The organism is Sorangium sp. So ce296 (assembly GCF_051529605.1).
GTDB lineage: Bacteria > Myxococcota_A > Polyangia > Polyangiales > Polyangiaceae > Sorangium > Sorangium cellulosum_D.
This window is the reverse complement of sequence record NZ_CP150325.1, coordinates 11,269,712-11,294,166: the sequence shown is the minus strand read 5'-3', so window position 1 is coordinate 11,294,166 and position 24,455 is coordinate 11,269,712. Positions and strand designations below refer to the sequence as shown.

18 protein-coding genes are annotated in these 24,455 nt (G+C 72.1%); 8 read left to right on the top strand and 10 right to left on the bottom strand.

The annotated features are described in order from the left end of the window. A complete protein-coding gene (gene hisH / locus WME98_RS41755) occupies positions 1-672 on the top strand; it encodes an imidazole glycerol phosphate synthase subunit HisH (RefSeq protein WP_437947234.1) in 672 nt (223 codons plus the stop codon). A 16-nt stretch (positions 673-688) separates the two neighbouring features. Here the strand turns inward: hisH and WME98_RS41750 are convergent, their stop codons facing one another. Further along, positions 689-1,588 carry a sensor histidine kinase gene (locus WME98_RS41750; RefSeq protein WP_437947233.1) on the bottom strand — a complete coding sequence of 300 codons (900 nt, stop codon included), beginning with the start codon at positions 1,586-1,588 and terminating at the stop codon, positions 689-691. Positions 1,589-1,954: 366 nt separating this feature from the next. Between WME98_RS41750 and WME98_RS41745 the strand changes: the two genes are divergently transcribed. Then, positions 1,955-2,431, top strand: a complete 477-nt coding sequence (locus tag WME98_RS41745; RefSeq protein WP_061625613.1) for a pyridoxamine 5'-phosphate oxidase family protein — start codon at positions 1,955-1,957, stop codon at positions 2,429-2,431. A gap of 65 nt (positions 2,432-2,496) precedes the next feature. On the opposite strand, the gene WME98_RS41740 is transcribed toward WME98_RS41745, so the two are convergent. From WME98_RS41740 to WME98_RS41700, 9 genes are all read right to left on the bottom strand, one after another. Then, positions 2,497-3,924, bottom strand: a complete 1,428-nt coding sequence (locus WME98_RS41740; RefSeq protein ID WP_437947232.1) for an HAD family hydrolase — start codon at positions 3,922-3,924, stop codon at positions 2,497-2,499. Positions 3,925-3,990: 66 nt separating this feature from the next. Further along, positions 3,991-4,806 carry a Cof-type HAD-IIB family hydrolase gene (locus WME98_RS41735; RefSeq protein ID WP_437947231.1) on the bottom strand — a complete coding sequence of 272 codons (816 nt, stop codon included), beginning with the start codon at positions 4,804-4,806 and terminating at the stop codon, positions 3,991-3,993. A gap of 194 nt (positions 4,807-5,000) precedes the next feature. Further along, positions 5,001-5,885: a PP2C family protein-serine/threonine phosphatase gene (locus tag WME98_RS41730; RefSeq protein ID WP_437947230.1), complete on the bottom strand. Its 885-nt coding sequence runs from the start codon at positions 5,883-5,885 to the stop codon at positions 5,001-5,003. Between the two features lie 881 nt (positions 5,886-6,766). Further along, positions 6,767-9,295, bottom strand: a complete 2,529-nt coding sequence (locus WME98_RS41725; protein ID WP_437947229.1) for a penicillin acylase family protein — start codon at positions 9,293-9,295, stop codon at positions 6,767-6,769. Positions 9,296-10,115: 820 nt separating this feature from the next. Further along, positions 10,116-10,799: an HAD-IB family phosphatase gene (locus WME98_RS41720; RefSeq protein ID WP_437338095.1), complete on the bottom strand. Its 684-nt coding sequence runs from the start codon at positions 10,797-10,799 to the stop codon at positions 10,116-10,118. Positions 10,800-10,845: 46 nt separating this feature from the next. Then, entirely contained in the window at positions 10,846-11,883 is a 1,038-nt protein-coding gene (locus tag WME98_RS41715; RefSeq protein WP_437947228.1) for an aldo/keto reductase, read from the bottom strand. Positions 11,884-12,061: 178 nt separating this feature from the next. After that, a complete protein-coding gene (locus WME98_RS41710; protein WP_437947227.1) occupies positions 12,062-12,619 on the bottom strand; it encodes a non-canonical purine NTP pyrophosphatase in 558 nt (185 codons plus the stop codon). Continuing rightward, complete coding sequence (locus WME98_RS41705) at positions 12,616-14,667, bottom strand: SIR2 family NAD-dependent protein deacylase (RefSeq protein ID WP_437947226.1); 2,052 nt, start codon at positions 14,665-14,667, stop codon at positions 12,616-12,618. The genes WME98_RS41710 and WME98_RS41705 overlap by 4 nt, the downstream gene beginning before the upstream one ends. Positions 14,668-14,851: 184 nt before the next feature. Then, positions 14,852-17,032, bottom strand: a complete 2,181-nt coding sequence (locus WME98_RS41700) for a response regulator (RefSeq protein WP_437947225.1) — start codon at positions 17,030-17,032, stop codon at positions 14,852-14,854. Positions 17,033-17,404: 372 nt separating this feature from the next. On the opposite strand from WME98_RS41700, the gene WME98_RS41695 reads away from it, so the two are divergent. The 6 genes from WME98_RS41695 (at position 17,405) to pgsA (ending at position 24,418) form a co-directional block, all read left to right on the top strand. Then, positions 17,405-18,397: a formylglycine-generating enzyme family protein gene (locus WME98_RS41695; protein ID WP_437947224.1), complete on the top strand. Its 993-nt coding sequence runs from the start codon at positions 17,405-17,407 to the stop codon at positions 18,395-18,397. A 108-nt stretch (positions 18,398-18,505) separates the two neighbouring features. After that, entirely contained in the window at positions 18,506-20,164 is a 1,659-nt protein-coding gene (locus tag WME98_RS41690; RefSeq protein ID WP_437947223.1) for a protein kinase domain-containing protein, read from the top strand. A 76-nt stretch (positions 20,165-20,240) separates the two neighbouring features. After that, on the top strand, positions 20,241-21,233 hold the full coding sequence (locus WME98_RS41685) for a hypothetical protein (RefSeq protein WP_437947222.1): 993 nt from the start codon (positions 20,241-20,243) through the stop codon (positions 21,231-21,233). 87 nt (positions 21,234-21,320) lie between these two features. Beyond that, complete coding sequence (gene hisA, locus WME98_RS41680) at positions 21,321-22,046, top strand: 1-(5-phosphoribosyl)-5-[(5-phosphoribosylamino)methylideneamino]imidazole-4-carboxamide isomerase (protein WP_437947221.1); 726 nt, start codon at positions 21,321-21,323, stop codon at positions 22,044-22,046. Positions 22,047-22,083: 37 nt separating this feature from the next. Next, positions 22,084-23,772: a tetratricopeptide repeat protein gene (locus tag WME98_RS41675; protein WP_437947220.1), complete on the top strand. Its 1,689-nt coding sequence runs from the start codon at positions 22,084-22,086 to the stop codon at positions 23,770-23,772. Next, positions 23,762-24,418 (top strand): CDP-diacylglycerol--glycerol-3-phosphate 3-phosphatidyltransferase, encoded by a 657-nt coding sequence (gene pgsA / locus WME98_RS41670; protein WP_061621324.1) that lies wholly within the window; start codon positions 23,762-23,764, stop codon positions 24,416-24,418. Before WME98_RS41675 ends, pgsA begins: the two co-directional genes overlap by 11 nt. The last annotated feature ends 37 nt before the right edge of the window (positions 24,419-24,455 follow it).

The following is a 24,455-nucleotide window of genomic DNA, read 5'->3' as shown; positions in this document are numbered from 1 at the left end:
ATGCAATCGATCGCTCTCGTGGATTTCGGGATGGGCAACCTGCGCTCGGTGGAGCGCGCGCTGCTCCAGGCCGCTGGGGACGCCGGCGCGCCGTGCGCGGTGACGCGCACGGGCGATCCGGAGGTCATCGCGCGGGCCGACAAGGTGGTGGTGCCCGGCCAGGGCGCCTTCCGCGACTGCGCGGCGGCGCTGCAGAACGGCATCGGCGAGGTGCTGCGCGAGCAGATCCGCAAGGGGACGCCGTACCTCGGCATCTGCCTCGGCATGCAGGCGCTCTTCGAGTCGAGCGAGGAGGCGGAGGGCGCGCGGGGGCTCGGCGTGTTCCCCGGCACGGTCAAGCGCCTCACCCCGGAGCCGAGCGCCGCCGAGGCGACGGCCGGCGAGCCGTGGGTCGGGATCAAGATCCCCCACATGGGGTGGAACCGCATCGCGATCACGCGCGACGTGGCGGGCCCGCTCGGCGTGTTCGCGGGCGAGAGCCCGTTCGTCTACTTCGTCCACAGCTACCACGCCGTCCCGCGCGACCCGGCGCTCATCGCGGCGACGACGGAGCACGGCCCGCACCGGATCACCGCGGCGATCGAGCGGGACAACGTCACCGCGACGCAGTTCCACCCGGAGAAGAGCCAGGAGACCGGGCTGCGCCTGCTCGTCCGCTTCCTCGACGGGTGAGCCAACCGCGGACGGCCTAGTGCGGCCGCTGCGCGCGGTGGTGCGCGTGCTTGACGTGCGCCAGCTTGAGGTGCGCGCTCAGGGGCAGCTCGGGCGACCGGCGGGCGAGGCCGCGCCGCGGCGGGCGCGCGCGGCCCGCGCGCGCCGCGCGCTCGCGCCCCAGCGGCCGCGGCGCGAGGGGGAGATCGACGATGAACACCGCGCCTCGACCCAGCTCGCTCTCCACGCGGATCGCGCCGCCGTGCGCGCGCGCCGCGGCGTGCGCGATGTAAAGGCCGAGCCCCAGGCCGCCGAAGCGCTCCGCCGGGACCGCCCGCTCGAAGCGCGCGAAGATCCGCTCCTGGTCCTCCCGCGCGATCCCCATGCCGTGATCGCGCACGATGAGCCGCGCCCGCGCGCGCGTCGCGCGCACCTCGATCGCGATCGGCTTGCCCTCGCCGAAGGTGAGCGCGTTCTTGATCAGGTGGAACGCCATGCGCTCGATCTGGGATCGCTCCCAGCGGCCTACGACGGCGCCCTCGGCCGCGACCGCGATGGCGCCGCGCGCGGCCGGCCGATGCGCGACCGCCGCCGCCACCACCTCGCGGACGAGGGCGACGAGATCGACCGGCGAGCGGGCCGACGCGCGCTGGGCCGGCTCGACGCGCCGGACCTGGAACATGTCGTCGCACAGCCGGGCGAGCCGGCCGAGCTGACGGTCGAAGACGGCCAGCATCGCCGCCGCCCAGGCCGGGGTATTCTCCGGCTCCCGCTCGCTCATCCGCTTGGTCAGCTGGAGCTGCAGGAGGAGCGAGGTGACAGGCGTCCTGATCTCGTGCGCGGCGAGCACGAGGAAGTCCTCAGGGAGCCGGGCGATGTCTTCCCGGATCGGGACGGCGGGGACGCGGTCGTCGAGTTCGTCGCAAAACGCGGTCATGGCGGAGCCTGCTGGCGGGGTGGAGTCGTGACCCGGCAAAGCATGGCTCGTGCCGCTCATGGCTGTTCTCGGATCGGCACCTCCCGCGGCAGGACAGGGCCACGTCTGCCGAGCGGACGCGCGTCAAGGCGTCGCATTGCGCAACCGACTGCGCAAAACCTCGCGGAGGGAGCCGCCTGGACCGTCGTGCCGCGCGCTGCGCCTCGGGCCGCGCCGGAGCGCCGACGGGCCGCGGCGCAGGCGGGTCCGGGCGCGCCCTTGCTTGGCGGGGAAGCGCGCGCGGAGCAGCTTTTCCGCATGCAACACCAGAGCGGAGAGCAACACCAGGGCGGAGAGCCAGGAGCCACGGCTCAGGCCCGCGGAACCATGGGTGAGCTGCACGCGATGCTCAGGGAGTTCGACACGGCCATGCTCGTCACCATGACCCCGGAGGGGCTGATGCGGGGTCGGCCGATGGAGATCCAGGAGCCGGCCGAGCAGCTGGACTGCGATCTCTGGTTCGTGACGCACGACGAGACGCCGAAGACCGGCGAGATCGTCCGCGAGCACCAGGTGGCGGTCTGCTGCTACCGGCCGCGGGATCGGGCGTACATCTCGATCTCGGCGCGCGCGACGATCGACAGGAACGAGGAGAAGATCCGGAGCCTCTGGAAGCCCTCGTGGAAGGCGTGGCTGCCGGACGGCCCCGATCACCCGCACGCCGCCATCCTGAAGCTGTACGTGGAGCGCGCCGAGTACTGGGAGCCCGAGGGCGGGCGGCTCCGGATCCTCTACGAGAAGGCCAAGGCGCTCGTCCAGGGGAAGTCGGCGAGCGACAAGCTGAACCCGCCGAAGCACATCTGACCGCCGCGCGGCGCGGCGGCCCGGCGCCCCGGCGCCCCGTGCCGAGCGGCGGCGATCGATCGAGATCAGTAGACGTTGTCGGCCTGGTCGGGGATGACCGCGCCGGCCTCATCGAGGCACGGGACCGCGGCGCCGTCCTCGTCCACGCAGGCGGTGGTCGAGCACGGGTAACCCGAGGCGAGGTGTCCCTTGGGCGCGATGAACATCGGGTTGATCAGCCAGGTGCCCGCGTAGTTCCTGTACGCGTTGCACATCAGCTCTTTCTTGTTGCGGTTGATCGCGAGCCTGAGGCCGGTGGCGTCCTGGAGGAAGCTCAGATCGGTGTCCGAGTCGCCCGCCCCGAAGACCTGGCGCTGCGATGCGTCCGGGTTCTTCTCGAGCGCGGCGGGGCCCGACGCGCCGAAGATCACCTGGTTGATCCAGCACCGCTTTCCCTCGATGTAGGTGATCAGGCTGTTCCCCGAGAACTCGCCGGCGCCGTCGTTGGTGCCGTCGGGGATCGGACCGCACCCCTGCAAGTCGTACGTCAGCGCGCCGTCCTCGGTCGTCACCTGCCGGACGCCGATGACCCGGTCCGCGGCGATGTTCACCCTCGCCGCGAACGGCTCGACCACGAACTGCGGTGAGGCGGACACCACCCAGACGTCGAAGCCGTTCTTGTGCAGCACGTCGATCAGGTCCCGGATCGGCTCGTAGATCCGGAGCCAGGCGGTCAGCCCCGCGCGCGTCCCGATCGTCTGGACGGCCCCCTCCTCCGCCGTCAGGTTCTCCTCGATCGCCGAGGCGGCGAACGCCGCGATCTCGTCGGGCGCGTGGCCCGCGCCGAGCTGGGCGAACCAGGCGTACGCAGGCTCCAGGGTGCGGCGGTTGTGACCGTCGAAGGCGGCGTCGCCGCCGGTGGTCTCCCCGTCGACATAGACGCTGAGGATCTCGTCGGCGCAGGCGGCCATGGTGCTCGTCGGCAGCGGCTCGCCAGGCTCGGCGGCCGCGCCGCACGCCTCGCCGAGCGAGGAGACCGCGGCGGCCGTGAGGTAAGGGCTCGTCCACGCCCAGTTCCCGTCCGGCGGCTGGAGGATCTTGTCGTGCCGGAGCATCCAGAACATCGTCGCGTCGCCGACATCGTTCTTGATGACGGTGTTGTCCCAGTCGAACACGGCGACCGGCTTCCGGTCGGGGTCGTAGCCGGGGCTCACGGCGCCGTGCTCGTCGATCATGGCGTCGATCCGCTGCCGGTTGTCGCCGTACCACTCGAGCGTCGGATCGAGGTCGGGGAGCGCGCCGCTGCCGCCGTCGCCCCCGCCCCCGCCCCCGCCCCCGCCCCCGCCGCCGGCCGCTCCGCCGCCGCCGCCCGTCGCGGCAGAGGATGTCGTCGCGGAGCCGGTGGTGTTCTTCACCGGCTCCGTGGACTCGTCGCCGCCGCAGTGGAGCAGCAACACGGAGAGCGGCGCCACGACCCACGCGGTGATGTGCGCCGTCAGCGCTCGTCGAGACATAGAAATGCACCTCCCAGGGGGTGTAGAATTTTCCATATCAGAAGGAACGCACGCGCGCCGCGCGAGCTAGCGCGCCGGAGCCGCCCCGAAGATGCGGCCGATCGCGTCGGTGAGGGAGCCGTCGTCGTTGCTGCCGACGATCAGCGCCGCCGCCTGCTTGAGCGGTTCCGGGCCGTGGCCCATCGCGATCGGAAGACCGCAGGCCTTCAGCATGGGAATGTCGTTCTCGCCGTCGCCGGCTGCGACCATCTCGCGCGCGGACAGCCCTCGGCTGGCGGCGATGAGCGCGAGCGCGCGCCCCTTGTCGATCTCGCGGCGCGTGATCTCGATGTAGTTGTCCTTCGAGCGCGCGACCGCGATGCCGTCGTCGAGCGCCGCGAGCTCCTCGGCCAGCCGAGCGTTCTCGCGGCTCCCTTCGTCGGTGATCATCAGGAGCTTCTCGGTCGCGGGGCGGCTCGCGAAGCCGACGTCGATGATGGGCGCGAAGCCCACGATGTCGGCCTCGGCCCTGACGCGACGGTCCGCGGCCTGAACGATCCAGTCGAAACCGGCGTAGAGGTTCAGGCTGATCCGCTCGTCGCGTCCATAGCGCGCCAGGATGTGCTCGACGGTGGCTTCCGGCAGGGGTGAGCGGCCGAGGCTCTCCCCGCCGGAGCCGACGACGAAGGCGCCGTTCAGCGCCGCCCACGGGCCCGAGAGCCCCAGGCTGGCGGCGAGCTGCTCCACGGAGCGAGGGGGGCGCGAGCTGATCAGCGTCACCAGGAGCCCCCGCCTGGTGAGCGCCGAGCACAGCGACCGCATCTCCGGCGAGATCGAATGATCGGACCGCAGCAGGGTCCCGTCCAGATCGAAGGCCACGCCGCGGAAGCTCCCTGGGACCATGCGCGCTCTCCTGCCTGCCGCCCGCCGTACCACGGCCGAGCGCGCGCGCGCGAGCTCTCGGGCGGCCGCCGCGCGCGGCGGCGACGGAGGCTCGGCGCGGAGAGGCGCCTGACGTCACCTCGCGGCGCGCGGGCGCACCGGGGCTCGGGCGGGGCTCGGGCCCTGGGAGCTCGCGGAGCCGACGTGGCTCGGCGTCAGGCCTTCTTTCTCGGGTCGAACTCGGTGACCGTGTGGAGCGTCTGGGTCGGCTTCTCGCCTCTCCTCGGCGGCGGGAGCCCTCCTCCGTGCAGCTCGGCGACGATGGCGGTGATGTTGTCCTCGCCGCCGCGATCGTTCGCGAGGGCGACGAGCCGCTCGCACGCGGCCTCGATCGAGGGGCCCCGCTCGATCACGGCGAGCATGTCCTCGGCCGAGAGCTTGTTCGAGAGCCCGTCGGAGCAGAGCAGGAGGCGATCGTCGCGCCGCAGATCGAGCCGCGCGACGCTGGCCTTGACGTCGGGATCGAGGCCCATCGCCTGGAGCAGCATGCTCCTCATCGGGTGCTGCTCGGCCTCCTCGGGTTGGATCATGCCGGCGTCGACGAGCGCCTGCACGAAGCTCTGGTCGTGCGTGATCTGGAGGATCTGCCCGTTGCGGATCAGGTAGGCGCGCGAGTCGCCCACCTCGGCGACGTGCGCTTCGGTCCCGTGCACGCAGATCGCGGTGAGCGTCGCGCCCATGCCATGGCGGCCCGGCTGCTGCGCGGCTTGCCACACCTCGCGGTTGGCGCGCTGTACGGCCTGGAGGGTCGCGTCGTCCCAGTTGCCGCGCGCCGAGGCCATCGCCCGTCGGAGCGCCTCCACGACCAGGGCGCTCGCGACCTCGCCGGCCGCCGCGCCGCCCATGCCGTCGGAGACGGCGAGCAGGACCGGATAGGAGGCTTCGAAGGTGACCTCATGGGCAGGCGGCGCGGTCTTGGCGGCGGAGGTGAGGTGCGCGATGAGGAGCGTGTCCTCGTTGTTCTTACGGACCCGCCCGAGGTCGGTGATACCGCAGGCCTTCACGGTGATGTCCCCGGCTCCCAGTGTCGCTTCTGTCATGTGATGTCTCCTGTTTCCTCGTTTCCATCCATGAACCGACCGTTCCCGCCGAGCAGCAGGCATGGGAGCGGCGAGCTGCGCGCGCTGCGCGCGCCGCCGAACGCCGGCCGACGCGCACGCCGACCGCCGGCTCCACCGTTGCACCGTGTCGTCGCGCAAGCGAGGTCGGAGGGGCGCGCTGCGCCGGCGAGGCGGGGAATGTAGGGCGGAGGGGCGCCACCACAGCGCGCTCGACCTGTCCAGCGGGCGCGCCGCGCGGCGAGGCGGAGCGGGAACGGCATGGCGCATCCGGCTCGCGCCAGGAGAGGGAGCTCACGACGAACCCCGTGCGCGCAGCCGACGGGTGGAGGACGGCGTGGCGGGCCTCCTGGATTCCCTGATGGCGATAAGGCGGGAGCGTAGAAACTGTTATGCGGATCACGCCAGATACCCGCGTGGGTCGTTGGAGTGCCGTGGGTCGGTCGCTGATCGCCGCCATCGCTACGTCGTCTGGTACGGCGGCGGGCCACGTCAAGCAGGGCCTGGCGCCCTGACCGGCGGGGGCCTGATCGGCGGGGGCCTCACCCGGGTTCGGTGGCCGGTAGGACGACCGAGGTCCGTCGGTCGTGGGTCACCGACCCGGGTTGGGGTCACCGACCCGGGTTGGGGTCACCGACCCGGGTTGGGGTCACCGACCCAGGTTGAGGTCACCGACCCAGGTTGAGGTCACCGACCCAGGTTGAGGTCACCGACCCAGGTTGGGGTCACCGACCCGGGTTGAGGTCACCGACCCAGGTTGAGGTCACCGACCCGGGTTGGGCGGCAGATCGGCCGGCGGCAGGTAGGGCGTCGCTATCAGGATGGGCCAATCACCGTCGGGTCGACCGCCAGCGGCGGTCCACTCAAGGGATCGCTGCGGACGTGAACGGCATCGGGAAGATCTGACCCGACCTCCACGCCTCGGCATGATCCGCGTAATGGCACGTCCGCGGATCCCCGCTGATACCGGTGCTCATCACCCCGAGCGAGCCGTCGAGCGGGGCGAGGTTCCAGACCAGCCGCGTCGCGCTGAGCGAGTCCTGGTCGAGCGCGCCCCGCACCCCGCCTGCGGCCTCGAACTCGCCGGGCGGAAGCGCCAGGATCCCGACCTTCGCGAACCAGCCGCCGATGTTCACCGTCTCCACATCGCCGGTCGCCGGGAAGGTGCCGATATCGAAGCGCGCGTCCTCGCCCGCAAGCGGGTGGTTGTAGGTCAGCTCGTGGATCCCGCCCCAGGTCCACGCGCTCACGTCCGGCCCCAGCGCCCCGCGGAGCATCGCGTCCGCCTCGCCCAGCGCCCGGCGCACGGCCTCGTCCCGCGCGACCCCGGGATCCACGCCCTCGCTGATGCCGAAATACGGCGCGCGCGGGTTCTCGAGCACGTCGATCAAGCCGTTGAGCTGGTTCGTGAGGAACACGTTGGGCGCGAAGAGCGCATATTCGTCGGGGCCGATCACGTCCGTCACCGTGTTGCGCAGCAGGATCAAGGTCAGCATCTCGTAGACGGCCGCGCCGCGGCTGCTCGCCGCCGCGTTCCCGTCCCACTGCTGCAGGGCCTCCACCGCCGCGACGGCGCTCGGATCGTCCGCGGGCAGCCCCACGCGCCCGAGCGCAGCCAGGTAGCTGTCGCGCAGCGGCAACCCGATCGTGGTCTGCGTGTCCAGCTGGATCGACGCCATGTCCTGCGGCGTGAGCGGCTGCGTCGCCGTCGTCAGACGGGTCATGATCCGCTGCGCGCGCCACGGCATGTCCCAGTAGTTCGCGAGGTGCACCGGCCGCCCCTGCGGCGCGTAGTTCCGCGGCACCATCCGGTTGTTCGCCGTCACGAGGATATGCGACGGCGGATCGTAGACCGAGGGCAGCTCGGCGTTCGTGGCATACCCGGTCCACTCGTGCCCGCCCGTCCCCGGCACCGGATAGAGCGCGTTCAGCGGGCTCTGGCGCTGCGGCGCGAGCCCCGAGTTCTGGTAGCCGATGTGGCCGTGCGTGCCCGCGTAGTCGGCGAAGATGAAGTTCCAGCCGATGCTCTGCTTCAGCGCCGCCGCCTTGAACTGCGGGAAGCTCTGCGCCGCCGGCATCTCGAAGTAGCCGTCGACCTTCCACTCGGGCTGGCCCGCGGTCGACTTGAGCGCGAGGGTCCCGAACGCCTCCAGCCCGTCCAGACCGTCGTTGAGGATCGGCCCGTGCGGCGTCGAGCGGAACGTCCGCTGCACATCCGGCTGCCCCTTCACACGGATGGTCTCCACGCGCTTGGTGACCGGCTTCCACTGGCCGTTGATGAGCACCTCCTGCTTTCCTCCGCTCGCCGGGCGGAGCGTCTCCACGTACATATCGACGCTGTCGAAGAGCGAGAACGTCGGCACCCAGGCGATGCTCTCGGTGTGACCGCTGATGAACCCGGGGAACCCGGGCACCATCCAGCCTGCCACGTTGTACTGCCCGTTCACCTTGAGCTGGGCCAGGTAGACGGCGGACGGGGTCGCGTGGGGGAAGTGCGGATCGGTCGCGAGGAGGGGCTTCCCGGTCGAGGTGAGGTGCCCGTCCACCGCCCACGCATTGCTCGCGCGCCCGCTCACAGGCGTCATCTGCCGGAGCTGCTCCGTGAGCCGACGCGCCCCCTCCAGGCACGTCGGCGGGGGCGGGTTCACGATGGTGGCAGACGGCGTGGTCGGGCCAGGCGGCACGAGGAACGTCGAGATCGGGTTCAGGTTGCCCTGCGCGTCGAACATCGACACCTCGTTCGGAGCCTCCTTGATCAGCGTCGTCGCGACCTCCGTCCCCGCGATCGAGGCGACGGCCGCGCGCTCGAGCTTGGTGAACCACGTCAGGGTGTCGAAGGTGACACCCACGTAAATATAGGCGAGGACGCTGTCCTCGGGCGTCCAGGGATCCGGCTGGTAACCGAGGGTCTGGAACTCGAGCGGCAGGCCGCCGCTCGACGCCTTGGCTTCGGAGATGTACTTGTTCACGCCAGCGGCGCAGCCCTGCAGCGCGCGCTTCGTCCGCGAGGCCGCCGCTGCGTAGCGCGCCGCCGCGAACGCGCGCAGGTTCTGCGCGCGGGCGAGGAGATCCTGGCCGAGGATGGCGTCGTCGTCGCCGGGTCCGTAGATCTCCGCGAGGCGCCCCTCTGCGCTCCGGCGCAGCACGTCCATCTGGAAGAGCCGGTCGCGCGCCATTGCATAGCAAAGGCCGCCGTAACCCGCCTTCTCGTCCCATGCGGTGACGTGGGACATCCCGCGATCGTCCACGCGGATGTACGCCACATCGAGGCCGCTGATCTCGACCGCGGTCTCCTTGGCCGCGGTCTGCTCTGCCAACCCCTGATCATCCTGGGCCACGCTGCACGCGGCAGCAGAGAGCAGGAATGCCACGCCGGTCATTCGCCTGATCATGCCGATCTCCTTCTGCTGGCCCCCTCGCAAGGACCGCTGTTTGCAGGTCACGTGCGCCACGCTCACCCTGGGCCGCATGCCGCCTCGCATGGCGATGCGCGGCGAGCGGCTGTCAGCACAAAATGCTGCCCCGAACGATCAGGCGATCAGACGGGTTGCAGAGCAATCACTGACAAGCAGCGGACAAGACGAACGAGCGCCTCCTACGTTGCTTTCACATGCACGAGATAAGCGGATAGGAACTAACTAATGGGATTCGAAAGTCAAGCTATTCGTTGATCACACCCTTTATACAAACACACTGTACACTGTCGCTGATGGACGCTGTCTCAAACGATCTGGGTCGCCAAAGCGCGCACGGTTTGCGCGATTTGCGCGTGTTTGCGCGAGGATTGCGCGCGGGTTGCGAACGGACAGCCCGTAAAATCTGCAACCTAGCACCCAGTCGGCATACGCGCCATGCGGCACGGGCCCTGAGCTCAATTCAGACGCCCTGGCCGTTCACCGCCGCTGCTCCCGCAGTGTCCCGCCTTGTCCCGCCTCGTCCCGCAGTGTCCCGCCTCGTCCCGCAGTGTTCCCGCGGTGTTCCCGGCTCGTGTCGCGATGCGTGGCTCACGGGCCGCCGCCGATCAATCGATCGTCCGCGGCGCTGCTCGAGCAAGAAACCGTCGCCGGACGGTGAGGTCACCCCGGGAGGTCGCTTTGCCGCAACGCCGTCTGGCACGCCTGACCGGCGCGGCGCAGCGGTGCCCCCTCTCCTCCGTATCAGGACCTTCGAGCCCCGGCGAGGGCGTCGCCCGAGGGCCGAGGAGAGCTCGCGTCAGCCGCGTCCGGGAGCTCGCTCTCCGGCTCGGGCGGCGCCCGCGGGGCGCTCGTCGCCGAGGTCGAGCGCCGCGCAGACCTCGGTGAAGCTGTCGAACGGCGTGCACGGCACCCCGTCGCGCGCGCAGAGCACGTCGAGGGCGCTGCCCCGCACCGCGAACACACGGTCGCAGCACCGCGCCGCGGGATAGTCCAGCCGACCGTCGCCGATGTAGACGGTGGCCGCCTCGCCGGTCGCGGCCTTCAGCTGGTCGAGGACGCGGATCTTGAAATCGTCGCCGGGGCCGAGCCGCACCGCCTCTGGCACGGTCACGCGCCAGCGGCCGTCGAAGACGGCATCGAAGCAAGAAAACGCGGTGCCCGGCGGCAGGAACTCGCGGATGTAGAACGGCAGCCCGTGGCTGACCACATGAAACACCCACCCCCGGCGGGCGCACAGCGCGAGCAGCTCCTCGAAGCCCGGACGAAGCCCGGCGTGGGGGCGGAGCAAGGCCAGGAGCTCGTCCGCCGGGCGATCCACATCGGCATAGCCGCGCCGGAGGAGCTCGAGCGGCGTGATCTGGCCGCTGGCCGACAGCGTGAGCAGCTCCTTCCGCCAGTCATAACGGAGGTGGGCGTCCCAGACTTCGTTCGTCAGGTCGGCGCAGGTGATGGTTCCGTCGAAGTCGCTGAGGATGAGCACGGCCGCGGATTGTGCACGCCTTCGCGCCGGCCGCCAGCGCAGACGGTCAGACCGCGACGGGGAACGGGTTTCGCTCGGCGAACCCGGTCTGGTGGAAGTAGGGGTACGCGAGCGGCGTCTTGCTCGCGGCGTCCAGCCTCGCGATCTGCGCCGGCGTCAGGGTCCACCCGACGGCCCCAAGGTTCTGCCGAAGCTGCTCCTCGTTGCGCGCGCCGATGATCACGTTGGCGACGCTCGGCCGCTGGAGCAGCCAGTTGATCGCGACCTGCGGGACGGTCTTGCCCGTCTCCTTCGCCACCTCGTCGAGCGCGTCGACCACCCGATAGAGGTACTCCTCATCGACCTGCGGCCCGCCCTCGGCAGCCAGCTTGTTCCGGAGCCGGCTGACCTCCGGCAACGGCTGTCCGCGCCTGATCTTGCCGGTGAGGCGCCCCCAGCCGAGCGGGCTCCAGACCACCGCGCCGACCTTCTGGTCGAGCGCGAGCGGCATCAGCTCCCACTCGTAGTCACGCCCGACGAGCGAATAGTACGCCTGATGCGCCACGTAACGAGAGAGGCCGTATTTCTCCGACACCGCGAGCGACTTCATCAGGTGCCAGCCGGAGAAGTTCGAGCAGCCCAGGTACCGGATCTTCCCCGCCCGCACGAGGTCGTCGAGCGTGCCCAGCGTCTCCTCGACCGGCGTGAGCGCGTCGAAGCCGTGCAGCTGAAAGAGGTCGATGTAATCCGTCTGCAGCCGGCGCAAGCTGCCCTCGACCGACCGGAGCAGGTGGTGCCGCGAGGAGCCGACGTCGTTCGGACCCGGGCCGAAGCGAAAGGTCGCCTTCGTGGAGATGATGACCCGATCGCGCCGGCCCTTGATCGCCTGGCCGAGGATCTCCTCCGCCAGCCCGTTGGAGTAGATATCGGCCGAATCGAACATGTTCATCCCGGCCTCGAGCGAGACGTCGACCAGCCGGGTCGCCTCGGCCACGTCGGTCGCGCCCCAGCCCCGGAAGAACTCGTTGCCTCCGCCGAACGTGCCCGTCCCTAGACTCAGCACGGGCACCTTGAACCCTGACCCGCCCAGCAGCCTGAATTCCATGGATCTTCTCCGCGTAATGAGGACAACCTCCGACGCAGGGAGCGGACGCCGGACTCCAGGCGCTTGCCCCTTTGCCGCGGTCGTGGACGGTTAGGAACTCCAGGGCGATCCGGAAGTCAAGCGCCATCGGGCGGCGCGCGTCGCCCCGGGGTGCGCGGGCCGCGCCGCGCGGCGCCGATCACAGGCCGATGTCGCTCCGGAACGCCCGCAGGGCCTCGGTGCGCGCCGAGCAGCGGAGGCGCTCGTCGCGGTGCATCTGCCCGAGCGTCCGCGCGTGCCCGGCCGGGATGAACATCGGCTCCCAGTGGATCCCCCCGTCGCCCCGCCGCTCACAGGCGATCTCCCCGAGGACGCTGCCCGTGTAGATGCGGAGCGTCCGGCCGTCGCAGTAACACACCTTCTGGACGACCCGCGCGGCGCGCGACATGCCCGGGGGGATGATGGAGCATATCCGGTCTTGCAGCCGCTCCCAGAACGGCTTCACGAGCGGCCCCGGAAAGCCGTTCAGGTGCTCGATGAACAGCCCGCCGTGCTCCACGAAGAGCGGCACGAGCGCCAGCCGGAAGGCGGCGAGCGCCTTCTCCCGCACGACGACGTCGAGATCCGAGGAGAGCACCTCGGGCACGTCGAGCCTGAGGACCCGGAGCGGCGTCGGGCCGTCCTTCCATGCGTGGATCATGTCCTCGAGCGTGTCCTCGTTCGAGGAGACGAAATAGACCATGATCGTCGGCCTCATCCATCCAGCGCATCGAGCAGGTCCACCACGCTCTTCGTCTTGTCGTTCGGGTCGAGCTCGATCACGTCGATGTGCCAGTCCTCGAGCAGCGCGGGCTGGACGAGCCCGGCGCCGAAGGTCGCCCAGTAGCCGCGGCGGTTCAACGCGCGCTTCGCCCCGGGCGAGCTGCCCTCGAGGCGCATCTGCTCCATGCGATACCAGATGTAACGGATGTCCACGTCGCTGAAGCTGTAGCCGAGGAAGAGAAAGGTGTTGCTGAGCAGATCGGCCCGCAGGCGCTGATCGGGCGCGGCCTCGAGCCGGAGGCGGCCGAAATACTGGGCCTCGGTCAGCACCACGGTCTCGGGCCAGTTGAGGTCGCCATGAAACTTGATGACATGGCACGCCCCCTGGGCCGGGCAACGCGCGAAGTCGTCGAACGTGGAGAGCGCCACGGCCTCCTTGCCCGCGTCGCGGAGCGCCTCCTCGATGTGATGCTCGAAGTTGGTCGTGTAGATGGTCCGGAAATGACGGCGCGCCAGCGCCTTGTGCTGGCACGAGCTCCTGCGGCGCTCGTTGACCTCGCGCGCGTGGAAGCGCGCGCGCATCTCGGCGATGAAGCTGTCGAGGCCGCCGTCGCACTCCCGGGCGAAGAAGCCGGCGAGCTGAGGGGGCAGGCCGTGCAGCTCGAAGAGCGCAGGCTCGAAGCCGAGCGCCTGGCCCATCCACCCCATCAGCTCCCTCCACATCGGCAGCTGGAGCGGGGCGGAGAAGCCTGCGCCGAGAAAAGGGATGAGGCGCCCTTCCCGGTACGCCTGCCGGAGCGGGACCGCCGCTTGCTCGAGCGTCAGAACAGCCATCGTCGGCGAGCGATGGTATCCGCCCGCCGACCTCACGCAACCAGCCCTGGCTCGGCCAGGGCGCTTCGCGATCCCGTCCGGGCCGCTCGCTCGCGGCGCATCTCGGCCACGGCGGACAGGGCAGGCGCGCCGCCGGCGCTCGGCGGCACGAACGAGGCGCTCGCTCGGTCGCCGCGCGGCGCGCGGGCGGACCGGATGAATGCGGCGCGTCACGAGCGCAAGAGGCCCGCCGCCGCCCGACGACGCCTCCCGAGCTCCGCTCAGGCCCTCCGCCGGCGCGTCACGGACATCAGCGCGGCCCGCATGGTGCCGAACGTCCGCGCCTTCTCGATCCCGGTCCCGAGCTGCGTCATCGTCTGCGCCACCGCGGGCCGGATCCCCGAGATCAGGCACGTCGTGCCCAGCAGCTCGACCGCGCGCACGATGCGCAGGAAGTGATCGGCGATCGCCGAGTCCACGACGTCGACGCCCGTCAGATCGAGGATCGCCACGCGCGCCTGCGTGCTCACGATCTCCCGCAGCAGGCTCTCGGTGAAAGGCGCTCATCTCCTTCGGCACATGATAGCTCGTGAGCCGGCCCCCCTCGTCGAGCGTGAAGACGACCTCGCTGAGCGAGGCGAGGATCGCCCGCTGCTGCGCCTCGCTCTGCCGGAGCTCCAGCGTCCGCTCCTCGAGCTTCCGCTTCGCCTCCTCGTGGTGCGCGAGGCGCAGCCGCGTCATCTCCGCGTCGAGCGTCCTGTCCGAAGGATAGACGCGGAACTCGACGGAGGCCTCGGCCTCGTCCGGCGCGCTCAGGAGCTCATCCGCCCAGCAGTTGACCCCGAGGGCGAGAGAGAGGATTCCGATGATCTTCCCCTGGAGGAACGGGCAACCCCAGCGCACCGTCGAGCCGCGCTGCATCTCGAGCTCCCAGGGATTCCGCACGACCACCACGGCGCGCCGAGACTCCTTGTCGAACACAGGGAGCTCGAACCGGCCCCACCCGCCCATGCCCACCGCGCTCCCCCAGGCGAGGAACCCCTCCTCGAAGGTCTTGCCCAGCGCGGTGACCATCGTGTCGTAGTCCTCGGCCGTGCCCAGGCTCGAGTGCTGAGCCACCATGAGGCGGAAGAGCGGGACGCCGACCTCGTGGACGAGCGGCTCCAGCATGCGATAGAGCGACGGGTTGAGCCAGAAGAGCACCGACGGGAGACCGTGGGTGAACAGCATCCCCCGGTCGCACTCCCACCGGAAACGCCCCAGGTTCAGCTCGAGGGTATGGGTGGTCCCGACGCTCTTGACACCCCGCGATCTGCGCCAGGCTCGCCCATTGGGGCTCATCGGAGGACACGCGCTCACCTCGCGAGCCCATGCGCTGATCCGGTCGGCGATGCCTCGGCGCCGAGGTCACGCGCTACGTGCGGGAGAGATCGGGCCCACCGGGGTGGGCCAGACGGGCGATCACCTCGACGAGCGCGGCGGGATCGACCGGCTTGGGGATGTGCATCTGGTATCCCGCGGAGAGCGTCCGATCGCGCGCGCTCTGGCCGGCATACGCGGTGAGCGCGATCGCGGGCGTCGCGCCGCCGCGCTCGGCCGGCAGCGCCCGGACGCGGCGGATCAGCGCGTGGCCGTCCTCGCCGGGCAGGCCGATGTCGCTCACGATGACGTCCGGCCGCCACGGCTCGACGAGCTCGAAGCCCTCCAGCGCCAACCCGGCGACGCGGACCTCGGCGCCCGCCCCCGAGAGGAGGTGCGCCATCAGCTCCCGCATGTCCGGCGCGTCGTCGATCACGAGGACGCGCAGCCCGGCGAGGACCGGCGGGGGGGCCGCGCCGCTGCCCCGGGGCGCGAGCGCGGCGCGCGGGGCAGCGGGCGCCTCGACCGACGGCAGGAGCGGCAGCTCGACGGTGAACGTCGCGCCCTGGCCCGGACCGCCGCTCTCGGCGCGGACCGCGCCGCCGTGCAGCTCGACGAGGTGCCGCACGATGGAGAGGCCGAGGCCGAGCCCGCCGCGCCGGCGCTGGATCGAGCTGTCGGCCTGGCGAAAACGCTCGAAGACGAGGGGCAAAAACTCCGCGCTGATCCCCTCGCCCGTGTCGCTGACGCGGATCTGAGCCGTGGCGCCGACCTTGTCCAGCGACACGGCGACGCGCCCGCCAGGCGGCGTGAACTTGACGGCGTTGCCGAGCAGGTTCCAGACGACCTGCTGCAGGCGACCGCCGTCTCCCCAGACCTCGCCGACCTCCGGATTCAGCGACAGGGAGACGCTGACGCCCTTGGCGTCGGCGGCCAGCGTCAGCGCGTCGAGCGCGGCGCGGAGGACCGAGGCCAGGCAGACCGGCTGCGCCTTCAGGGTCATCTTGCCGCTCACGATGGCGGAGACGTCGAGCAGATCCTCGACGATCTGCAGCTCGGCCAGGCTGTTGCGCTCGATGGACTCGAAGGCGCGCCGCATCGTGCCCGCGTCCAGCGTGCCCGTGCAGAGCAGCTGCGCCCAGCCGACGATGGAGGTGAGCGGCGTGCGCAGCTCGTGGCTGAGCGTGGCGAGGAACTCGTCCTTCAGGCGGTCGGCGGCCTCGGCCTTCTCGCGCGCGGCCTGCTCGCGGGCGAGGAGCGCCTCTCGCTCCTCCTCCGCCCGCTTGCGCTCGGTGATGTCGGTCGAGATGCCGCAGACGGCCCACGGCTCGTCGGCCGCGTCGCGCAGCGGGCACTTGATGGAGATGTAGGTGTGCAGGCCGTCGTCCTGCATCACGAGCTCCTCGGCCTGGAGCGGCGTCCGGGCGTCGAGCACCCGCCGGTCGTGGGCGCGGAACGCGCTGGCCTGCGCGGGCGGGAACAGCTCGTCATCGGTCCTGCCGAGGACCGACGCCTCGGTCACATGAAAGAGCCTCTCGAAGTGGCGATTGATGAGCACGTATCGCCCCGCCGCGTCCTTGACGTAGATGACGGCCGTCGAGTTGTCGATGACGGCCCGGAGGAGGTGCTGACTCTCGCCCAGGGCCGCGAGGGCCCGCTTGCGCTCGGCGCTCTCCTCCCGGAGCGTGGCGTTCGCCGCAGCGAGCTCGACCGTGCGCTCGGCGACGCGCTGCTCCAGGGCGCCGTGGGCGAGCCGCAGGGCGGACTCGAACTGCTCGCGCATGGCGATCTCCCGCTGCAATTGCGCGTTCTGCGCCGCGATCTTCCGGCGCATCGCGTGCATGGCCAGGTGCGTCCTGACGCGCGCGACGACCTCATCGAGTTGGAACGGCTTGGTGACGTAATCGACCCCGCCGGCCTCGAACCCCGCGACCTTGTCGGCGGTGTCCGCCAGGGCGGTCATGAAGATCACCGGGATCTCCCGGGTGCTCGCGGACGCCTTCAGGCGCCGGCACGTCTCGAAGCCGTCGATCCCGGGCACCAGCACGACGTCGAGCAGGATCAGATCGGGCCGCAACAGCTCCGCCCGCTCCAGGGCCTCCTCGCCATCCTGGGCGATCGCGATCTCGAAGCCCTGGTCCTCCAGGTGAGCGAGGATGACAGCCAGGTTGGCGGGCGCGTCGTCGACGATCAGGAGGGTCTCCGATCGAGCGCCCTCCGGTCCGTTCACGTCCATGGGCTCGGCCCGCCGTTCGGCGAGGGCTTCGTGTCCGCGCGCAGTCGACTGTGTGATGTGCATCCCCGCCTTGCCCGCAATCCGCAGTCACAGGGGCGAGACGAGCGCGTCGCGCGTGCGCTCCTCCGCTCCCCCATGCTCCTCCTGCCTCACGCCCGCTCGCCGCTCCGGACCACGTGGAGATCGAGCCTGCGCCGGAGCTTACCAGCAGCCGTCGGACCTCCGCCACGCCGTTCGGGGCCGGCGCGCCTCGCCTCGCCGCGCGCGGAGGTGCGGTAAGGTCCAACACCCGGCCGCCGGGGTCAGCCGCTCACGCCACGCGGGCCCAGCGGTGCCGACGGCGCGATTGCCGCAGGGAGAGAGAAGATGGAGATGAGCAGGTCGGCGGTGGCGATGTGGACGGCGTCATGCCTCGCGATGGAAGGCTGCACGGCGATCGTGGGCGTGGACGAGCCGTACCACCTCGCGGACGGAGGAGGAGGCGGCGGGACCGCGGGCGGCGGCGGCAGCGTCCCGAGGAGCTGCGCCGACATGGACGCGATCTGCGGGCCGCGCGGGGACGAGAGCTGCTGCGCGAGCCTGGTGGTGCCCGGAGGCACGTTCGATCGCGGCGACGCCGAGCCACGCCTGGCGGCGGTGAGCGACTTCCGGCTGGATCGATTCGAGGTCACGGTGGGGAGGTTCCGGGCGTTCGTCTCGGAGTACCCGGCGGCGTGGCCGGTCGTGGGCGCGGGAGCGCACCCGAAGATCCCGGACAGCGGGTGGCGCGCCGAATGGGACGACAAGATGCCAGTCGACCGAGACGCGTTGATGGCGTGGACGCACTGCGAAGATCCTTATTACTCGTGGACCGACGAGGTCGGCGACCGCGAGCTCCTGCCGGTGACCTGCGTGAGCTGGTTCGTGGCGTTCGCGTTCTGCGCCTGGGACGGCGGCCGACTGCCCACGGCGGCGGAGCGGCGCTACGCGGCGGCCGGCGGGGACGAGCAGCGGCAGTACCCCTGGTCGACCGCGGACAGCGCCGCGGCGCCCGACGAGAGCTACGCGGTGTACGGCTGCGGCCTCGACGGGTCGTGCGAGATCGCGGACCTCCAGCCGGGCGGGTCGAGGTCGCCGCGCGGGGACGGGCGGTGGGGGCATGCGGACCTGGGCGGAAACGTGTGGGAGTGGGTGCTGGATTCGTTCGCGGAGGAGATCCCGCTCGAGTGCGAGGACTGCACCGTCCTCACCCCGGACGCGAACCACATGATCTGGGGCGGGGGCTGGCGCAGCGAGGAGGAGACGTTGCTCACCTCGGCCTTCGAGGAGCGCAGCCCCGGCGGGGAGTTCGCGGGCACCGGGTTTCGGTGCGCGCGCGCGCCGTGATGGGCCCGCTCCGCCATCGCGAGCGCCGGGCTGCGCGGCGCGCGCGCTGCGCCCTGCGCCGCTCCCTGAATCCTTGACGCGACCGCCGCCGCGCGCGACCCTCCCGCCGTGTCGGCCACGCTCGCGGACGGAACGGTCTTTGCGCACCGCTATCGCGTGGTGCGCCTCCTCGCCGTCGGCGCGATGGGGTCCGTCTACGAGGCGGTGCACCTCGAGACCAACCGCCGCCGGGCGCTGAAGGTGATGCACGCGTACCTCTTCCAGAGCGAGGAGATGCGCAGCCGCTTCAAGCGCGAGGCGCAGATCACGGCGGACATCGAGAGCGAGTACATCGTCGACGTCTTCGACGCGGGCATCGACGACGCGACGGGGATGCCGTTCCTGGTGATGGAGCTGCTCCGCGGCGAGGAGCTCGGCCAGCGCCTCAAGCGCCTCGGTCGGCTGCCGCCCGGCGAGGTCGCGACGTACCTCCAGCAGACGGCGTCGGCCCTCGACCGGACCCACGCCGCGGCCATCATCCACCGGGATCTGAAGCCCGAGAACCTGTTCGTGACCCACCGGGACGACGGGACGCCCCGCATGAAGATCCTCGATTTCGGCGTGGCGAAGCTGCTCGCCGAGGGCGGCACCGCGGCCGGCCTCACGCGGAGCCTCGGGACGCCGATCTACATGGCGCCCGAGCAGTTCCGCGTCGACACGAAGCTCACGAGCGCCGTCGACATCTACGCGCTCGGGTTGATCGCGTACACGCTGCTCGTGGGGACGCCGTACTGGAGCCCGGAGGCGCTCAGCGCCGGCGACGTGATCGCGTTCGCGCTGGTGGTCGTCCACGGGCCGAAGGAGCCGCCGGTGCAGCGCGCGATGGCGCATCGGGTGGTGCTGCCGCCGGGCTTCGACGCGTGGTTCGCCAAGGTCGCGGCCGTCGATCCGGCGGCGCGGTTCCGCACCGCGAGCGAGGCGGCGCAGGCGCTCTCCGAGGTGCTCGGCTTGGCCGCGGCCAGCAGCGGACCCGTGCCCCACCCGAGCGCTCCGTCCTGGTCCCTGGCGAGCGCCCCCACGCCGGCGCTCGCCACGCCGGCGCCCGGGACGACCGCGCCCGGGATGCCGGCGCTCGCCACGCCGTCGCCCGGGATGACCGCGCCGGGGACGACCGCGCCCGGGATGCCGGCGCCCGGGATGACCGCGCCCGTGCTGATGACGCCCGCGATGACGAGCGTCGCCCCGCTCGGTCCGGAGCACCCGGCCCGCGCGCCGGGCGTGCCGCTCGCGGCGACCATGATGGAGACCTCGATGACCTCCGTCCCCGCAGGGCCGATCGCGCCTGCGAAGCCCGGCCGGGCGCCGTTCGTCGCGGCGGCGGCCGTCCTCGGGCTCGGCGTGCTGGTCGTCGCGGGGAGCTGGCTCCTGATGCGCACCGGGGCCGAGCCGGACGTCGCCGCGTCGCCGGAGGCCGCCGCGCAGGACGCCGGCGCGTCGGGCGCCGCCGTCACCCTGGCGCCGAGCGCGGCGCCGACCGCCGGGCCCTCGGCGTCGACGGAGCCCTCGGCCGCGGCGGCCGACCCCGCGGCGTCGGCCGGGCCCTCGGCCGCGGCGGCCGACCCCTCGGCGGCGCAGCCCGACGCCGCGGCGTCCGCGCCGAGCGCCAGCGCGGGCCCGGCCGCGCGCAGGCCGGCGAGCGCTCCCCCGAAGGCGCCGCCGAGGCCGGCCCCGAGCGAGCGAAAGGGCACCTCGACGCGCCCCAAGGTTCCCTTGCTCGGACGGGATTGAGATCCATGTCCACCGCGATGCCGGCTCCCTCATCGCCCACGCCGTCCGACCTCTCGCCCTGTGGATGCGCCAGACCATGACACGTTGCCTGCGCCGGATTGCCCCTGTCGCCCTCGTCCTCTGCTCGCTCGCCGCCGCGGCGCCCGCCGCGGCGCAGGACAGCGCGGCCGCGGAGGCCCTCTTCAACCGAGGCCTCGCCGACATGGAGGCGGGCCGGTACGAGGCGGGCTGCAAGGCGATCGCCGAGAGCCATCGGCTCGAGCCCAAGCTGGGGGCGCTCTTCACGCTCGCGACCTGCGAGTCGCGGTGGGGCCGCATCGCCGCCGCGTCCGCGCACTTCGGCGAGTACCTGGCGCAGTACGAGCAGCTGCCGCCGGAGCAGAAGAGCCGGCAAGGGGACCGGCCGAAGGTGGCCAGGCAGGAGCGCGACAAGCTGGCCCCGCTCGTGCCGGAGCTCTCGCTCGCCCTCCCGCCCGGCGCCCCGACGGGGACGGTGGTGAAGCGCGACGGCGACGTCGTGGACAGCGCCGCGCTCGGCGCGAGCGTCCCGGTGGAGCCGGGGGAGCACGTCGTGTCGACCCAGGCGCCGGGAGGGTCGGTCTGGGAGACGCGGATCCAGCTCGCCCAGGGCGAGAAGAAGCGGGTCGAGCTGCAGGTGAACGGCGCCGCGACGACCCCCGCTGGCGGCGCGTCGGGCCGGCGGACGGCCGTGTACGTGGCCGGCGGCGTCGGCGTGGCGGGGCTCGTGCTCGGCGGGATCACGGGCGCGCTCACCCTGGGCCGGAAGAGCATCGTCGAGAAGCACTGCGGCAGCGGGATCGGCTCGAGCGACGAGACGGCCTGCGACCAGACCGGGCTCGACGCCGCCGAGAGCGCGAGCGCCACGGGGCTCGTGAGCACGATCGGCTTCGGCGTGGGGCTGGTCGGGCTCGGGGCGGCGGCGGTGCTCTACCTGACCGAGCCGACGCAGAGCGAGGCGACCGCCGGCGCGACGTCAAGGCGGATCCGCGCCGGGGTGCTCGCGGCGGGGCCCGAGGGCGTGGTGCTGGGGGCGAGCGGGGCGTGGTGACGCGGCGGGCTGCGCGGCGCCCGCGCGGACGAGCGCGCGCCCTCGCCGCCCCTACCCGCCGGCGCGGAGGCGCGCTAGACCCGCCGCGTGCAGCTCATCCCCGCCATCGATCTCCTCGGAGGCCAGGCCGTGCGCCTCCATCAAGGGCGCTACGATCAGGTCACCGTCTACGACAAGGACCCGGCGGCGCTCGCCGCCCGCCTCCGCCGCTCCTGCGATCGGCTGCACGTGGTCGATCTGGAGGGGGCCCGGGCCGGCCGGCCCGTACAGGCCGACGCGGTCCGCGCCGTCGTCGCGGCGTTCGGCGTGGACGGGGGCAGCGTGCAGGTGGGCGGCGGCATCCGCTCCGCCGCCGCGGCCGAGAGCTACCTCGCGCTCGGCGCCGATCGCATCGTGCTCGGGACCGCCGCGGTGAACGACCCCGCGCTCGTGCGCGACCTCGCCGTCCGCTTCCCGGGGCGCGTCGTGGTCGCCGTCGACGCGAAGGACGGGCGCGTGGCCGTGCAGGGCTGGGAGCAGGTCTCCTCGGTCACGGCGCTCGACGTCGCCCACGCGCTCGCCGGCGCCCCCATCGCCGCGCTCCTCTACACCGACGTCTCCCGCGACGGGACGCAGGTCGGCCCCAACCTGGAGGCCACCCGTGAGCTCGCCGGCTCGTGCGGCTTCCCCGTGCTCGCCTCCGGCGGAGTCGGCTCGCTCTCTCACCTGCGCGCGCTCGCGCAGATCCCCGGCGTGAGCGGCGTCATCGTCGGCCGCGCGCTCTACGAGGGGGCCTTCACGCTCGCCGAGGCGATCGAGGCGGCGAGCGCCTGACGGCGCGTGTGCGTTTTCGTGTACGCTCCAGCCGACGATGCCCGAGCGCGACGACCCCCGGCCTTCCACCCGCGAAGTCGCAGCGGAGGAGTTCCTGTTCCACCTGCACCGGGGCAGCGAGCTCCTGCAGGACAACCGGGTCCACGCCGCGAAGGCGGAGCTGGAGCGCGCCCTCTCGCTCCAGCCGAGCGATCCCAAGGGGCAGGACCTCCTCGGGATCGTCTACTTCAGGCTGGGGCTCTATCCGCGCGCGATCGCGATCTACGAGCGGCTGATCCAGGCCCACCCGGAGGCGGTCGAGCCGCGCATCAACCTCGCGCTCTCGTACCTCAAGACCGGGCAGCCCGCGCAGGCGCGGTCCGAGCTCGAGAAGGCGCTCGAGCAGAACCCGAAGCACCAGCGCGCCTGGGGCTACCTCGGGCTCGCGTTCCAGCGCATGGGCGACTACGAGCGCGCGAGCCACGCGTTCGCGGCGGGCGGCCATGACGCGATGGCGCGCCGCCTGCTCGACATGACGGGCGGCTCCACGGGCAGGTACCCGGCCGAGCCGCCGGACACCGAGGACCAGCCGCCGCTCGAGGCCAAGGCGGAGGCGAGGGCCGAGGTGCAGCGCGCCGCGGGCGAGGCGGTGCAGGCGCTCGACCGCGCCGGCGCGGGCTTCCGGCACGACTCGGATCTGCCGCGCATCCCGTCCGGGACCTGGTCGGCGATCGAGCCTGGCCGCGAGACGATGCCGACGATCCCGGCGCCGCCGTCGCTCCGGAGCCTCGGGGCGGACGGCCGCGCGGGCGGCGCGGCCGGGCCGAGCCGATCGCCCGCGCCGAGGGGCGGCGCGGCGCCGACGGTCCCGTCGATGGCGGCGGTCCAGGCGCCGCCCGGCGGGGGCGCGGCGCCGGCGGTGCGGCGCGGCTCGATGGCGCCGGAGGAGCCGTCGATGACGGGCCGCTTCACGGTCCCGGTCTCCGCCACCGGGGACGCCGCGCTCGCGGGCAGGAAGGCGGCCGCGCGGGCGTCGTCGTCGTCGCTGCCGCCCCCCACGGCGGCGCCGGGCACGCCGCCGCCGTCCACGACGCCGCTCGCGGTGCAGCCGCCGGAGGCGCTGCTCTCGGTGGCGCGCGAGCGGCTGCTCGTCTTCCCGCGCGACGTCGCGGTGGCGCGGCACGCGAGCGGCGTCGTCCTCGTGCAGGCCGCGAAGGGCTTCGTGGCGCGGCTCGACGCGCTCCGCACGATGAGCACGCTCCCCGGGACGGCCACGCACGTGCTGAAGCGGCAGGCGCGCGGCCGCGTCTTCGACGAGCCGCTCGGCGGGCCGAGCACGCCGTTCGTCGAGATCGGCGCGCGCTGCGAGCTCGTGCTCGGCGCGCTGGAGGGGCGGCGGCTGCACGCCGTGACGCTCGGGGAGGAGCCGATCTTCCTGCGCGAGGACGTGCTCGTCGGCTTCGAGCTGCCGATCGGCTACGAGAACGGCCGCCTTCCGGCCGGCGACGGCGAGGCGGTCGCGATGGTGCAGCTGCGCGGCCGCGGCCACATGGTGCTCTCGGTGCCCGAGCGCGCCGCGGCGCTGGAGATCGCCCCGTCGCGGCCGACGTCGATGCGCGCGACCGCGGTGCTCGGGTGGATGGGCCGGCTCCTGCCGCGCACGCTGCCCGCGACCGAGGCGCCCGGAGGGCTGCAGGGCTTCGTGACGTTCGGTGGAGAGGGGATGGTTCTCGTCGATGGTCGCTAGCGCGGAAACGTCCCTGCGGGGCATCAAGGCGCAGCGGCGGAGGACGCTCTGGGAGGACGCGAAGAACCTCCCGAACCTGCTCACGTTCGCGCGGATCCTCATGATCCCCGCCGTCCTCCTGCTGCTCTCGAGGGGCGCGCCGCGGGACTGCTTCTGGGCCGCGTGCGTCTACTCGCTCGCGGCGATCACGGACATGCTCGACGGCTACCTGGCGCGCCGGCAGGGCCTCGTGAGCGTGCTCGGCAAGTTCCTCGATCCGCTGGCCGACAAGCTCATCGTCGCCGGCACGCTGGTGTGGCTCGTCCCGATGGGCCGGATCCCGGCGTGGGCGGTGGTGCTGCTCATCTCGCGCGAGATCACGATCACGGCGCTCCGCTCGATCGCGTCGACCGAGGGGCTCGTCATCGCGGCGGGCGACGGCGGGAAGATCAAGACGGCGCTGCAGATGATCGGCATCGTCTGCCTGATCCTCGGCTACCCGTACCACATCCACCTCGGCGTCGACTTCGGCGAGGTCGACGTGGTGCACGTGGGCCGGCTGCTCATCTATCTATCGCTCGTCTTCTCGATCACGAGCGCCGCGCAGTACATGGGCCTGTTCATCGACGCGATCGACGCGAAGAACCGGGCCGCTCCTCCGCCGTAGATGGGCAATAGGCAAGCCCGCCGGGTTCTGCTAGACC